The organism is Agrobacterium vacciniicorymbosi (genome assembly GCF_040427045.1).
In the GTDB taxonomy this organism is placed as follows: domain Bacteria; phylum Pseudomonadota; class Alphaproteobacteria; order Rhizobiales; family Rhizobiaceae; genus Agrobacterium.
Genome location: NZ_JBETMF010000005.1, coordinates 310,248 through 322,802, shown reverse-complemented (window position 1 = coordinate 322,802; position 12,555 = coordinate 310,248). Strand labels below are relative to the sequence as shown.

Sequence of the window (12,555 nt, the reverse complement as noted above, 5' to 3'; positions counted from 1 at the left end):
GAAACCGCTGCCAATCCTTTCGCCGCTATCGATTGACATAGGATTTCTATCGCATATATGTATGACAACTCTGCCTGAGATATGATTGGGAGAACAATGGGCCAGACACAGTACACGAACCGCTTCGCCATCGACCCGAAGACGGCTGCCAAATTCGGCACCGAGGAACTTCGCGAGAACTTTCTGCTGCCGCCACTGTTCGTCAACGACACTGTTCAGCTGCACTACACCAATTACGACCGCATGATCGTGGGTGGTGCCGTGCCGGTGTCGGGCTCGCTGGAACTGGAAGCCATCAAGCCAACGGGCACGAAATCCTTTCTCGACCGCCGTGAGCTGATCGTCGTCAATATTGGCGGCAAGGGCACGGTGACGGTGGATGGCGTAGCGTTTGAAACCGGCACGCGCGACATGGTCTATGCGGGTCTGGGTACGAAGGTGTCTTTCGCATCTACCTCTTCCGAAACACCCGCCAAGTTCTATCTGCTCAGTGCACCGGCGCATGCCGTCTATCCGGCTAAGCATATCAGCATCAGTGATGCCAAGCGCGTCGATCTCGGTTCGCAGGCAACCAGCAACGAACGCTCGATTTTCCAGTTCATCCACCCGGAAGGCGTCAAGACCTGCCAGCTTGTTGTCGGCATGACCAGCCTTGCGCCCGGCTCCGTCTGGAACACCATGCCATGCCATATTCATGATCGGCGCATGGAAGCCTATCTTTATTTCGACTTGCCGGAGACGGCGCGCGTCTTCCACTTCCTGGGTGAACCGAACGAAACGCGCCATCTGGTAATGAAGAATGAGGAAGCGGCTCTCTCTCCCGGCTGGTCCATCCATTCCGGTGCCGGAACGGCCAATTATTCCTTCATCTGGGCCATGGCCGGTGACAATGTCGACTATACCGACGTCGATCTCGTTGCCATCGATGATCTGAAATAAGGACACGCGATATGAGCGAGAGCAAAGCCTTCGTCAATGCCGGTGACGGCCAGTGGACGCCAACCGAACCCGGTGTTTCCCGCCGCATCATGGCTTATCTGCCGGAAATGATGATGGTCGAAGTCATCTTCGAAGCGGGCGCCATCGGCTCGCTTCACTCCCACCCGCATATTCAGGCGAGCTATGTGGCCGAAGGACGCTTCGAGGTGACAATCGACGGCGTGACACAGGAACTGGAGCAGGGCGGCAGTTTCATCGTCAAGCCTGATCTGGTGCATGGTGTGAAGGCGCTGGAAAAGGGCCGTTTGATTGATACGTTTACGCCGCATCGGGCAGAGTTTCTTTGAGGTTTGATTGATCTCGAAAGCTATTCCCGTCATCCCGTATCAGCTAAGGGATGACGGGGAATAGTGACGTTCAGTCCTCGATCCGTCTGGCTTCCGAAATCAGCATGATCGGCACGCCATCCCTTATCGGGTAGGCGAGCTTGGCGCTTTCGGAAATCAGTTCGCTGCGCTCGCGATTATAGGACAGCCGACCCTTGGTGAGCGGGCAGACCAGAAGGTCCAGCAGCTTGGGATCGACATTGCTCACCTTTTCGTCCATCGGAGCCCCATCACTGCAATGTCGTGCCGCCGTCATTGCCAGCTTGGGCAACGGCGATTTCGGTGATGGCGATCAGGGTATCGGCGCGGGATTTCAGGTCCGGGGCTTCCAGCAAAGCCTGTTTTTCCGCTGGCCCGAAGGGCGACATCATCGAGAGTGAGTTGACGAGAACGCGGTTTCCGGCGCGCTCGACGCTGTCCCAATCCGCTTCCAACTGGTTGGCATCCAGAAAGGCCCGGAACACCCGCAGCAGATTTTCCCGATCCACGGCATCCTCATCATATTCGCCCGAGAGATCGGAGATGAAGGGTGCGTGGCGGAAGGTGCGGTAGGGCTTGCCGGTGGAGACTTCTTCCAACAGGCGGAAGCGGCAAACGCCGCTGAGTGAGACGATGTAGCGCCCATCGCCCGTTTCCGAAAAGGATGTGACGCGACCGAGACAGCCGACTTGGCTGAGAGGACCGGTGCCGGTACCACTATCCAGAGCCTGAAGCGAGGGCTGGACCATGCCAATCAGCCTGTCGCTGGCCATGGCGGCATCGAACATGGCAAGGTAGCGCGGCTCGAATATGTTGAGAGGCAATTGCCCCTCCGGCAAAAGCAGAACACCGGGCAGGGGGAACACGGGCACCACGTCCGGAAGATCGGAGCTTTTCAGATATCTCGCGTTTCCGACATGCATGGATGAGCCCTCGGTTGGAGACATGATCGCGACGTTACGGAACGTCGCGATTGCATATCCGCGTCAGACATCTGCCTTGCAGTTGCTGCGCATCTATGCGGCATATCCTTTATAAATGTGGTTTGCGGCCACTGATCGCAAGACGCAAGGCTTATGAAAACAGAATGGACGACAGCTTGCGTCGTGCGGTGACGGAGGCCGGATCCTTGAAGCCCCAGCCTTCCAGAAACTCCACGAGCTGTTTGCGCGCGCCGTCATCTTCAAAGGTGCGGTCCTTGCGCATGATGGTCAGCAACTGATCGGCAGCTTCATCGCGCTTTCCCTGCGCGTTGAAGATTTTCGCAAGCTTCATGCGGGCATCGTGATTGTCCGGATTGGCCGACAATTCACGTTCCAGCGCTGCCGGATCACCCAGCAGGCGGGCCTCTTCATATTGCGCCAGCTTTTTCGACACCGTCTGAAGCGCGGGATCCTCGAGAAGCTCTGCGGGGACGGAGGCAAGAAGATCGCTGGCGCGCTGATATTCGCCAAGTGCAATCATGCAATCGGCAATACCGGCAATGGCAACTGCGTTTTCCGGGTCCACCTGCATGACGAAGCCGAAAAGCTGTGCTGCGCCCTGATGATCGCCATCGGCCAGAAGCTGCTTTGCTTCGGCAAGCGCCGCTTCGATTTCGGCTGCGGGATCATTGGCGGCGGGACCGGCGATCTTGTCAATGAATTCCCGGATCTGGCTTTCCGGCACGGCACCCATGAAGCCATCCACCGGGCGACCGTCCTGAAAGGCGACGATGGCGGGAATGGACTGAATGCCAAGCTGGCCGGGAATGGACGGATGGTCATCGATGTTGAGCTTGACGAGCTTGACGCGACCGCCAGCCTCGTTAACGACTTTTTCCAGCACAGGCGTCAGTTGCTTGCACGGGCCGCACCACGGCGCCCAGAAATCCACCAGCACGGGCTGGCGGCGCGATTCCTCCATGACATCCTTGGGGAAATTCGCCGTTGTCGTATCCTTGATATGCGAGGCCGCAGCCGTCGCACCTGGCGCGCTGCCATAATTGACGGAGCCAGTCATCTGTCCGCTGTTGGACGTTCCGTAGGGATTATCGCTCATATAAAGTCTCCGTTCATGTCGCAGCATGCCGCCATCTGGCGCAAAGATCGTACTTTACTCGGTCACTTTCAAGACGAGCGGTGTGTGACCCGTCGCTTCCAGAAAGCGAATGAGGTCGTCGCGCCCGATGGTGGTGGTGGCATCGTTGGACAGCGGGTGGCCGTTGATGAGATCATGCTTCATCAACTCGCTGTCGAGCACGAAGGTCACGTTGTGTCCCGTATCGTTGATGGCACCGAAAACGGTGACGGAGCCGGGTATGACGCCTAGATATTCCAGCATCTTTTCCGGCCTGCCGAACGACACGCGGCTGGACGCATCGATGACCTTGTGGACCGTCTTCAAATCGACAGTCGCATTTTCTTCCACCGTCAGGACGAAATATCTGTCCTTCTTGTCCTTCACGAAAAGGTTCTTGGTATGGCCGCCGGGAATGCGATCCCGCAGCGATTCCGACTCGGCGACAGTGAAGACCGGCTCATGGTCGACGGTCGTATGCGCAATGCCAAGCCCATCCAGCAAAGCGAAAAGGTCCTGCGCTGTCTTGGGCGATTGCTCGGTCATATTGGGTTTCTCGCGACATCGGATTCGGTTTTCGTTGCCATTGTCATTAGGCCCTCAAAACCGGTTTTGCAATTGGCTTTGAGATTTCAGTATCAAAAAAATCAAACGTTTTCCGTCACTTGTGTGGTTTTTCAAAATTTTCTGCAGCTTTTTGTCATTTCCCTGTTGCATTTAAAAAGCGGTTGAGCGATATAGCCCTCGTCGCCGCAACGCAGCGACCCGCGGTTCAGCGATCTACCCCGAACCAGCGGATTTGAGCGGGTGTAGCTCAGGGGTAGAGCACAACCTTGCCAAGGTTGGGGTCGAGGGTTCAAATCCCTTCGCCCGCTCCAATTTTCCTCAGACTGAGAAAATTGCCACCGAGGACCGGTATTGGGCCGACAATTACCATTCATTCCGACACTTATCCGCAGGCATTTCGTCGTCATGTTCGGCTGCTTTTTATTGTTTTAAAAAAGCCGGCAGAGGCTGCGACCGCACGATGACGCACGGTCGCTCGAAATCGTTTTACCCACCCAGACGCTGTTCGGCGAGCTTGACCCAATAGGACACGCCGTAAGCGATGGCGTCGTCGTTGAAGTCGTAGCTTGGATTGTGCAGACCGGGGCTATCGCCATTGCCGATGAAAATGAAAGCGCCGGGGCGCTCCTTCAGCATGTAGGAGAAGTCTTCTCCGGCCATAGAGGGATCGACATCGGGGTCGACATTCTTGTCGCCCACCACATCACGCGCGATGCGGATGGCGTGGTCGGTTTCATCCGCGTGGTTGACGGTGACGGGGCAGTAGCGCTCGTAGACGGCCTCGGCTTCGGCGCCATTGGCCTGCGCGATGCCCTCTGCCATCTGCTTGATGCGCGCTTCGGCGGCATCCCGCACGGATTCGTCCAGCGTGCGCACCGTGCCGGCAATCAGAGCTTCATTGGGGATGATATTGTGGCTGGAGCCCGCCTGAAACCGGGTGACTGACACGACGACGGAGCGGATGGGGTCGGTGTTGCGCGATGCGATCATCTGCAGATTGGTGACGATCTGCGCGCCGATCGAAATCGGGTCTATCGTGCGGTGCGGTTGCGCCGCATGGCCGCCGCGGCCCTTGACGAGAATGGAGAATTTGTCCGGTGCGGCCATGATGCCGCCCTTGCGAATGGCGAAGGACCCCAAGGGAATGCCCGGCATATTGTGCATGCCGTAGACTTCATCGATCTTGAAACGCTCCATCAAGCCGTCTTCGACCATGGCAAGCGCGCCCGCGCCACCTTCTTCGGCGGGCTGGAAGATGAGGGCGACGGAGCCGGAGAAATTGCGGGTTTCCGCCAGATGTTTTGCGGCGCCCAGAAGCATCGCCATATGGCCGTCGTGTCCGCAAGCATGCATCTTGCCATCGACTTTCGAGGCCCATTCCCGACCGGTTTCCTCGACGATGGGCAGGGCATCCATATCGGATCTCAGCCCGATGGTGCGGCCTTGACCGTGGCGTCCGTGAATGACGCCGACGACGCCGGTGCGGCCAATACCCGTCACGATTTCGTCAACGCCGAAGGATTTCAGCTTTTCGGCAACGAAGGCTGCCGTGTCATGCACATCGTAGAGCAGTTCAGGGTTTTCATGGAGATGACGTCGCCATTCGCTGGCTTCCGCCTGCAATTCCGCAGCTCTATTCAAAATCGGCATTCATTTATCCCTGATGTTCCATTCTCGACATGATAAGCTATAGCTCCTCCGCGGTGGATATTGCGCCGCATAATTGACGCAATCAATGTACTTTGCCATTGCTAGGCCATATATGGTGAATATTGCAAATCCCGAAACGATGACGGGAATTCGAGGATACGCCTTGCAGGAAAACTCCAGACACCGCCGCGCCGCAGGGCGGCTCGTAAAAACCATTGCCGCGATCTCTGCCAGTGTGCTGGCGATGACATCCGTTGGACACGCCAACCCCAAGATGGTGATTGACGTGCGCACTGGCAAGGTGATCTCGCATCAGGAAGCCTTTCGCAAGTGGTACCCCGCCTCGCTGACCAAGCTGATGACGGCCTATCTGGCATTCAGCGCCATGAAATCCGGCAAGCTGAGCCCCACGACGGAAGTGGTGATGAGCAAGAAGGCTGCCGACCAGCCCGCCAGCAAGATGTATTTCAAACCCGGCTCGAAGCTGACGCTGGATAGCGCGCTGAAGCTGCTGCTGATCAAATCCGCAAACGACGTGGCCGTGGCCATTGCCGAGACCGTGGGCGGCACGACCGAGAATTTCGTGGCGCAGATGAATGCGCAGGCCGCGCGTCTGGGCATGTCATCCACCCACTACATCAACCCCAATGGCCTGCCCGGCAAAGGTCAGTACACGACCGCGCGCGACCTGGCCGTTCTGGCGCTGATCCTCAAGCGCGAATTTCCCGAATATGCTGGCTATTTCTCGCTGGAAGGTGTGAGCACCGGCAAGAAGAATTACGCCAATTATAACATGCTGGTCGGTCGCTTCGACGGTGCCGATGGCATGAAGACCGGCTTCATCTGTGCGTCGGGCTTCAATCAGGTCTCGTCGGCCTCGCGCAATGGGCGTCAGGTCGTCAGCGTCGTATTGGGTGCAGACAGCCTTGCGGGCCGTACCGATCAGTCCGCCGACCTGCTGCAAATGGGCCTGACCTCACCTTCAGGCCAGGGCGTATCGCTGGCGTCGCTGGCGCCCTATGGCGACACTGACCTCAACGATGTCAGCGCCGATATCTGCAATCCCAGGGCCGCGAAAGTGCGCAGCGAAAGCCGGGATGATGCAGGCCGCATGATCATCAAATCACCCTATGTGCAGGAAATGACCCGTCCGCCGGTCTATTCCTATGCGGGCCTTATTCCCGGCAGCGAAACCCTTGCCGCCAATGCAACCCCTGCAACGGCGACCACGGCGACTGCCAAGGGCAGCCCCGCCAATGTGCCGATCCCCATTCCGCGCCCGGCATTCTGATCCGCACCTCACAAAGGCTCGCTCTCCGGAACGGGCCTTTTTCTTTTTCATAAAATCGATGCTTTCGCAGGCGGCCATTCTTGCTATAAGACGTGCCTCAGCACGTAATGTTCTAACACTACAGGTCGCCACATGGCACTCGAACGTATTCCGGTTTCCATCATCACGGGTTTTCTCGGCGCGGGAAAATCAACGCTGCTCAATCGTCTTCTGAAAGACCCTGCCATGCAGGATGCGGCAATCATCATCAACGAATTCGGCGATGTCAGCATCGACCATCTGCTGGTGGAGCGTTCCGGCGACGGCATTATAGAGCTGGCAGAGGGTTGCCTGTGCTGCACGGTGCGCGGCGAACTGGTAGATACGCTGGCGGAGCTGATGGATGGTATCCAGACCGGCAAGCTGAAACCGGTCAACCGCGTAGTGATCGAAACCACCGGCCTTGCCGACCCGGCACCGGTGATGCAATCGATCATCGGGAACCCTGTCATCGCCCAGAATTTTTCGCTGAACGGCATGGTCACGGTGGTGGATGCCGTGAACGGCGCAGCGACTCTCGATCATCACCCAGAGGCAGTCAAGCAGGTGGCGGTGGCCGACCGGCTGGTGCTGACCAAACAGGCATTGGCCACCGAAGCGCAGGTTGCCGCACTGACCGAGCGGCTGGCCGCGCTCAATCCCCGCGCGCCGATTGAAAACGGCGATAGTGAAGAGTGGCCAGCAGTAGCCCTGCTGGAAAACGGCCTTTACGACGCGACGAACAAGCTGGGCGATGTCAGCCGCTGGCTTGGCGAAGAAGATGCGCATGACCACGGGCATGAACATCACCACCATGACGACCACGACCACGGCGATCACCACTACGATCATCATCACGATGTGAACCGTCACAATAGCTCGATCCGCTCATTCTCCATCGTTCATGAACAGCCCATCGACCCGATGGCGCTGGAAATGTTCGTTGATCTGCTGCGGTCTGCCCATGGCGAAAAGCTGTTACGCATGAAGGCCATCGTGCAGCTGTCCGACAATCCCGACCGTCCGCTGGTGCTGCATGGCGTGCAATCCATCTTCCACCCGCCGCAACGCCTTGCCGCATGGCCCGACCCATCCGACAGGCGCACGCGCATGGTGCTGATTACCCATGATCTGCCAGAAGCTTTCGTGAAAGACCTGTTCGGCGCTTTCACCGGTGCGGTGCGCATCGACAAGCCAGACCGGCAAGCGGTGATGGACAATCCGCTGGCCGTTCCAGGTATGCGGTTTTAGGTAGAGCCCCCTTGATCAGGGGCGCTTGCCGAATTCGGCTTCGCCTCTGACCCATTTGAAGGCCTGTTCCGACAGTGTGATGCCGAGCCCCGGGCGCTGCGGAACGAGCATGCGGCCATCGCGGATTTCCAGCCGTTCATTGAACAGCGGATCGAGCCAGTCGAAATGTTCGACCCATGGCTCCAGCTCATAGGCTGCCGACAGATGCAGGTGGATTTCCATGGCGAAGTGCGGCGCAAGCTGTAGCTTCTTGGCCTCTGCCAGCGCGCAAATCTTCAGGAAGGGTGTGATGCCGCCGACGCGCGGAGCATCCGGCTGGATGAAATCGACGGAATTGTTGTTGATCAGCGCCACATGCTCCAGCACGCTGGTCAGCATTTCGCCGGTGGCGATGGGCGTATCAAGATGTGCGGCCAGTGCGGCGTGACCTTCCACGTCATAGGCATCCAGCGGCTCTTCGATCCATGTGAGATTATAGGGCTCCATCAGCCTGCCGAACCGCATCGCAGTCGGGCGGTCCCATTGCTGGTTGGCATCGACCATCATCGCCGCGCGGCCCGCAATATGCTCATGTACGGCCTGCACGCGTTTCAGGTCGGTTGCCATATCCGGCTGACCAACCTTGATCTTGATGCCGCCTATGCCGCTTGCAATCGCATGATCGACATTCTCCAGAACCTCTTCGATGGGCGAAGACAGGAAGCCGCCGGAGGTGTTGTAGCACTGAACGGAATCGCGGTGGGCGCCCAGCAGCTTGGCCAAGGGCAGGCCCGCGCGCTTGGCCTTGAGGTCCCAGAGCGCGATATCGAAGGCGGCGATGGCCTGAACGGCAAGACCGCTGCGCCCGACCGAAGCGCCTGCCCAGCAGAGCTTCAGCCAAAGTTTTCCGATATCGCTTGGGTCTTCACCGATCAGAACATTCGCGACCTCTTTGGCATGTTCGAACTGGCCGGGGCCGCCAGCGCGCTTCGAATAGCTGAAGCCGATGCCGCTGTGGCCTGACGTCGTCTCCACCTCAACGAAGAGGAAGGCGACTTCCGTCAAGGGCTTTTGCCGACCCGTCAGAACCTTGGCGTCGCTGATGGGCGTCTTGAGCGGCAGATAGATGGAGGAGAGTTTGATCCAGGCGATCTTGTCGCCACCGGTCTGCGGCGGCACGAGATCGGACTTCACGACATGCGTATTCATGACAAAAACCTCTATTGAATGATGCTATATGCGGCAGGCCGCTGGCCTGCGGGATTATTCGGTGAATGCTTCTTCGCGTTTGCGGCTGATGCTGGGTGACAGCACCAGTGCGAGAACGAGAACGGCGATGACCAGCAGCGAAAGGCTGAGCGGGCTGCGCACAAAAATCGTCGGATCGCCCTGGCTGATCAGCATGGCGCGGCGCAGGTTTTCTTCCAGCATGGGGCCGAGAATAAAGCCGAGCAACAAGGGCGCCGGTTCAAACCGCAATTTGCTGAGCGCAAAGCCGATGACGCTGAAGCCGGCCATGACGAACACATCGAAGACGCTGTTGTTGATGCTGTAAGCCCCGATGCAACAGAAGGCGATGATACCCGGAAACAGCACGTGATAGGGGATCGTCAGCATCCGCACCCAAAGCCCGATCAGCGGCAGGTTGAGGATGACGAGCATGAGGTTGCCCACCCACATGGAGACGATCATGCCCCAGAACATTGCGGGTTCGTCCGAGATGACGTTGGGACCGGGCGTGATGCCCTGAATGATCATCGCGCCCACCATCAGCGCCATGACCGGATTGCCGGGAATGCCGAGTGTCAGCATGGGGATGAAGGAGGTCTGCGCACCGGCATTATTGGCCGATTCCGGGGCTGCGACCCCTTCGATAGCGCCCTTGCCGAATTCCGCACTGTTGCGTGAAACGCGTTTTTCAACGGCATAGGATGCGAAAGAGGCAAGCATTGCCCCACCACCGGGCAAGACACCCAGCAACGAGCCAAGCGTCGTTCCGCGCAGGACCGGGCCGATAATTCGCTTGAAATCATCCTTGGTCAGCATGAGGCCGGTGACGCGTTTCACGCCGACGGAGCGTTCATGCTCGCTTTCCAGATTGCGCATGATTTCGCAGATGCCGAAGATGCCCATGCTAACGGCAACGAAATTGAGGCCGTCATAGAGTTCCGGAATGCCGAAGACATAACGCGGGCTGCCGCTTTCCACGTCCGTGCCGATGGTTCCCAGCAGCAAACCGAACAGGATCATCGCCACCGCCTTGAGCAGCGAGCCACTGGCAAGCGCGACCGATGCGACGAGACCGAGGATCATGAGCGAAAAATATTCCGCCGGGCCGAATTTGAGCGCAACGGCGGCAAGCGGCGGGGCGGCGACCGCCAGAAGCACGGTGGCGACTGAGCCCGCAAAAAACGAACCGAGTGCCGCTGTGGCCAAGGCCGGGCCTGCCCGCCCGTTGCGGGCCATCTGGTAACCGTCAATAGCGGTTACCACGGAAGAGCTTTCGCCAGGCAGGTTGATGAGAATGGCCGTGGTAGAGCCACCATATTGTGCGCCGTAGAAAATGCCCGCAAGCATGATCAGGGACGATTCAGGCGGAAGCCCGAATGTGATGGGCAGCAGCATGGCAATGGTGGCGGTTGGGCCGAGGCCCGGCAAAACGCCGATGGCCGTGCCCAAGAGGCACCCGATAAAGCAATAGACGAGGTTGAGAGGCAGAAAGGCGGTGTTTGCGCCGAGCCAGAGGTCTGAAAATAAATCCATGATCAATCCCGATCCGGTTTTGCCGGTATGAGAGCATCGGACCGAAACGAAGAGTCGACGTTTCGGATCGTGCGATGCTTTGACAAGTGACGAGCGCCCAAATCAGGAAAGGTCGCCGATGAACGGCACCCAAGGCCCAAAAGCGCTGACGGGAAGTGACAAAAGTCGCGTGAACAGCACCACAGAGCAAACCGCCATGAACAGTCCGAGCAGAATGGAGTGGCGCCAGTTCGCAAAGGCGCTGGCTGTCGCGACCGCCACGACCATGAAGAACATGGTTGGTGCAAGTCCCAGGCCCGCCAAGACAAAGCCGAAGAAGACCGGGCCGAAAATGATGAGCCCATAGGCCTTCCAGTTCGGCGCGACGCTGTCTTCCTCATCAGCCATCACCACGAAGGACTGAATGATCATCAATCCACCGATGGCGATCAGAAACAGGCTGAGCATCATCGGAAAATAACCGGCGCCCATCTGAAAGGCATTGCCGACCTGAAGCTCCTGCCCGAACCAGATGAACAGCAGGCTTATAAGGATCATCGTCATGCCGCCGACGAAGTCGCGGCCATTTTTTATCTTCAACATGGCTGAATACTCGCGGATGGAAAGGCATCCCGACCAGCCATTCGACCGGTCGGGACCGATATTACTGAAGAGGAATATCTGCGGCCTTGATGACCTCAGCCCATTTTCCCGTTTCACCCTGAATGAAAGCGGTGAACTCTTCCGGCGTGTTGCCAACCGGTGTTGCACCCATTGCTTCCAGCTTTGCCTTCATCGCAGGCTCATGAAGAATGGCCTGAACTTCCTTGGAAAGCTTGTCCACGATTTCTGGTGGTGTGCCGGGAGGGGCGAAGATGCCGTGCCAGGAGGTTGCCTCAAAGCCCGGAATGAAGCTGGCCATGGTCGGGACTTCCGGCAGCAAAGCCGCCTTATCCAGACTGGTGACGGCAAGAGCCTTGACCTTGCCTGCCTTGACCTGCTGGGCGGCTGTCGGAATATTGTCGAACATCATATCGACGTGACCGGCGACGACATCGAGAATGGCCTGACTGCTGCCCTTATAGGGAATGTGGGTCATCTTCACGCCTGCCTTGGTGGCCAGAAGTTCGCCCGCAAGATGGATGGAGGTGCCGACACCCGACGATGCATAGGTGTGCTTGCCCGGCTCTTTTTTCAGAAGCTCGATCAACTCAGGAACGGAGTTGGCTTTGATCTTATCAGGATTGACCACCAGAACATTCGGCAATGTGGCGATGAGCGAAATCGGAGCGAAGCCTTTTTCCTTGTCATAGGGCAAGGCCTTGTAAAGCGTCTGGTTGATGGCGTTGGAACTGACCGTGCCAAGGCCGATCGTGTAGCCATCTGGCTTTGAGCGCGCAAGATCGCCCAGACCGACATTGCCACCGGCACCCGGCTTGTTTTCCACGATGAAGCGCTGTCCCAGGCGCTTGTCCAGCTCCTCGGCCACGAGGCGACCGAAGGTGTCGGTATTGCCACCTGCGGCGAAGGGAACGACGACGGTGACCGTCTTGGTGGGATAATCGTCGGCGTGACCCGCATGGGTGCCGAGTACAGAAATAGAAGCGGCAAGGGCCGCAAACGTCATGAAACGCTTCAAGCTCATAAATTCTCCTCCTCTTTGGCTGGTACAAACCAGCATCAACCCGCCACTTC

The 12,555-nt window shown here is 58.1% G+C and carries 13 protein-coding genes and 1 tRNA gene; 5 read left to right on the top strand and 9 right to left on the bottom strand.

What is annotated here, in order from left to right:
* The first annotated feature begins 96 nt into the window (after positions 1-96).
* Entirely contained in the window at positions 97-939 is an 843-nt protein-coding gene (kduI, locus tag ABUK73_RS10760) for a 5-dehydro-4-deoxy-D-glucuronate isomerase (protein WP_353577270.1), read from the top strand.
* Between the two features lie 11 nt (positions 940-950).
* Complete coding sequence (locus tag ABUK73_RS10755; protein ID WP_353577269.1) at positions 951-1,286, top strand: cupin domain-containing protein; 336 nt, start codon at positions 951-953, stop codon at positions 1,284-1,286.
* A gap of 70 nt (positions 1,287-1,356) precedes the next feature.
* On the opposite strand, the gene ABUK73_RS10750 is transcribed toward ABUK73_RS10755, so the two are convergent.
* The 4 genes from ABUK73_RS10750 to ABUK73_RS10735 form a co-directional block, all read right to left on the bottom strand.
* Positions 1,357-1,545: a Trm112 family protein gene (locus tag ABUK73_RS10750; protein WP_353577268.1), complete on the bottom strand. Its 189-nt coding sequence runs from the start codon at positions 1,543-1,545 to the stop codon at positions 1,357-1,359.
* A 10-nt stretch (positions 1,546-1,555) separates the two neighbouring features.
* The gene (locus ABUK73_RS10745) at positions 1,556-2,227 is read right to left on the bottom strand and encodes an LON peptidase substrate-binding domain-containing protein (RefSeq protein WP_353577267.1); all 672 of its coding nucleotides are present in this window, start codon (positions 2,225-2,227) and stop codon (positions 1,556-1,558) included.
* Between the two features lie 151 nt (positions 2,228-2,378).
* Positions 2,379-3,344 carry a thioredoxin gene (gene trxA / locus ABUK73_RS10740; RefSeq protein ID WP_353577266.1) on the bottom strand — a complete coding sequence of 322 codons (966 nt, stop codon included), beginning with the start codon at positions 3,342-3,344 and terminating at the stop codon, positions 2,379-2,381.
* Between the two features lie 54 nt (positions 3,345-3,398).
* The gene (locus ABUK73_RS10735) at positions 3,399-3,908 is read right to left on the bottom strand and encodes a prolyl-tRNA synthetase associated domain-containing protein (protein WP_353577265.1); all 510 of its coding nucleotides are present in this window, start codon (positions 3,906-3,908) and stop codon (positions 3,399-3,401) included.
* Positions 3,909-4,165: 257 nt separating this feature from the next.
* On the opposite strand from ABUK73_RS10735, the gene ABUK73_RS10730 reads away from it, so the two are divergent.
* Positions 4,166-4,240: transfer RNA gene (locus ABUK73_RS10730), tRNA-Gly, on the top strand.
* A gap of 175 nt (positions 4,241-4,415) precedes the next feature.
* Here ABUK73_RS10730 and ABUK73_RS10725 read toward each other — a convergent pair.
* Positions 4,416-5,579, bottom strand: a complete 1,164-nt coding sequence (locus ABUK73_RS10725) for a M20 aminoacylase family protein (protein WP_353577264.1) — start codon at positions 5,577-5,579, stop codon at positions 4,416-4,418.
* A gap of 244 nt (positions 5,580-5,823) precedes the next feature.
* Between ABUK73_RS10725 and ABUK73_RS10720 the strand changes: the two genes are divergently transcribed.
* Both ABUK73_RS10720 and ABUK73_RS10715 read left to right on the top strand, forming a co-directional pair.
* On the top strand, positions 5,824-6,870 hold the full coding sequence (locus ABUK73_RS10720) for a D-alanyl-D-alanine carboxypeptidase family protein (RefSeq protein WP_353577289.1): 1,047 nt from the start codon (positions 5,824-5,826) through the stop codon (positions 6,868-6,870).
* A 132-nt stretch (positions 6,871-7,002) separates the two neighbouring features.
* Positions 7,003-8,139, top strand: a complete 1,137-nt coding sequence (locus ABUK73_RS10715) for a CobW family GTP-binding protein (protein WP_353577263.1) — start codon at positions 7,003-7,005, stop codon at positions 8,137-8,139.
* A gap of 15 nt (positions 8,140-8,154) precedes the next feature.
* On the opposite strand, the gene ABUK73_RS10710 is transcribed toward ABUK73_RS10715, so the two are convergent.
* The 4 genes from ABUK73_RS10710 to ABUK73_RS10695 form a co-directional block, all read right to left on the bottom strand.
* Positions 8,155-9,327: an L-talarate/galactarate dehydratase gene (locus tag ABUK73_RS10710; RefSeq protein ID WP_353577262.1), complete on the bottom strand. Its 1,173-nt coding sequence runs from the start codon at positions 9,325-9,327 to the stop codon at positions 8,155-8,157.
* 54 nt (positions 9,328-9,381) lie between these two features.
* Positions 9,382-10,881 (bottom strand): tripartite tricarboxylate transporter permease, encoded by a 1,500-nt coding sequence (locus ABUK73_RS10705; protein WP_162727692.1) that lies wholly within the window; start codon positions 10,879-10,881, stop codon positions 9,382-9,384.
* A 102-nt stretch (positions 10,882-10,983) separates the two neighbouring features.
* The gene (locus ABUK73_RS10700) at positions 10,984-11,463 is read right to left on the bottom strand and encodes a tripartite tricarboxylate transporter TctB family protein (RefSeq protein WP_113086788.1); all 480 of its coding nucleotides are present in this window, start codon (positions 11,461-11,463) and stop codon (positions 10,984-10,986) included.
* 61 nt (positions 11,464-11,524) lie between these two features.
* Positions 11,525-12,505 carry a Bug family tripartite tricarboxylate transporter substrate binding protein gene (locus ABUK73_RS10695; RefSeq protein WP_353577261.1) on the bottom strand — a complete coding sequence of 327 codons (981 nt, stop codon included), beginning with the start codon at positions 12,503-12,505 and terminating at the stop codon, positions 11,525-11,527.
* Positions 12,506-12,555: the final 50 nt, after the last annotated feature.

Coding starts and splice junctions, on each gene's coding strand:
- kduI (WP_353577270.1), top strand. CDS start 97: ATGGGCCAGACACAGTACACGAACCGCTTCGCCATCGACCCGAAGACG.
- ABUK73_RS10755 (WP_353577269.1), top strand. CDS start 951: ATGAGCGAGAGCAAAGCCTTCGTCAATGCCGGTGACGGCCAGTGGACG.
- ABUK73_RS10750 (WP_353577268.1), bottom strand. CDS start 1,545: ATGGACGAAAAGGTGAGCAATGTCGATCCCAAGCTGCTGGACCTTCTG.
- ABUK73_RS10745 (WP_353577267.1), bottom strand. CDS start 2,227: ATGCATGTCGGAAACGCGAGATATCTGAAAAGCTCCGATCTTCCGGAC.
- trxA (WP_353577266.1), bottom strand. CDS start 3,344: ATGAGCGATAATCCCTACGGAACGTCCAACAGCGGACAGATGACTGGC.
- ABUK73_RS10735 (WP_353577265.1), bottom strand. CDS start 3,908: ATGACCGAGCAATCGCCCAAGACAGCGCAGGACCTTTTCGCTTTGCTG.
- ABUK73_RS10725 (WP_353577264.1), bottom strand. CDS start 5,579: ATGCCGATTTTGAATAGAGCTGCGGAATTGCAGGCGGAAGCCAGCGAA.
- ABUK73_RS10720 (WP_353577289.1), top strand. CDS start 5,824: ATGACATCCGTTGGACACGCCAACCCCAAGATGGTGATTGACGTGCGC.
- ABUK73_RS10715 (WP_353577263.1), top strand. CDS start 7,003: ATGGCACTCGAACGTATTCCGGTTTCCATCATCACGGGTTTTCTCGGC.
- ABUK73_RS10710 (WP_353577262.1), bottom strand. CDS start 9,327: ATGAATACGCATGTCGTGAAGTCCGATCTCGTGCCGCCGCAGACCGGT.
- ABUK73_RS10705 (WP_162727692.1), bottom strand. CDS start 10,881: ATGGATTTATTTTCAGACCTCTGGCTCGGCGCAAACACCGCCTTTCTG.
- ABUK73_RS10700 (WP_113086788.1), bottom strand. CDS start 11,463: ATGTTGAAGATAAAAAATGGCCGCGACTTCGTCGGCGGCATGACGATG.
- ABUK73_RS10695 (WP_353577261.1), bottom strand. CDS start 12,505: ATGAGCTTGAAGCGTTTCATGACGTTTGCGGCCCTTGCCGCTTCTATT.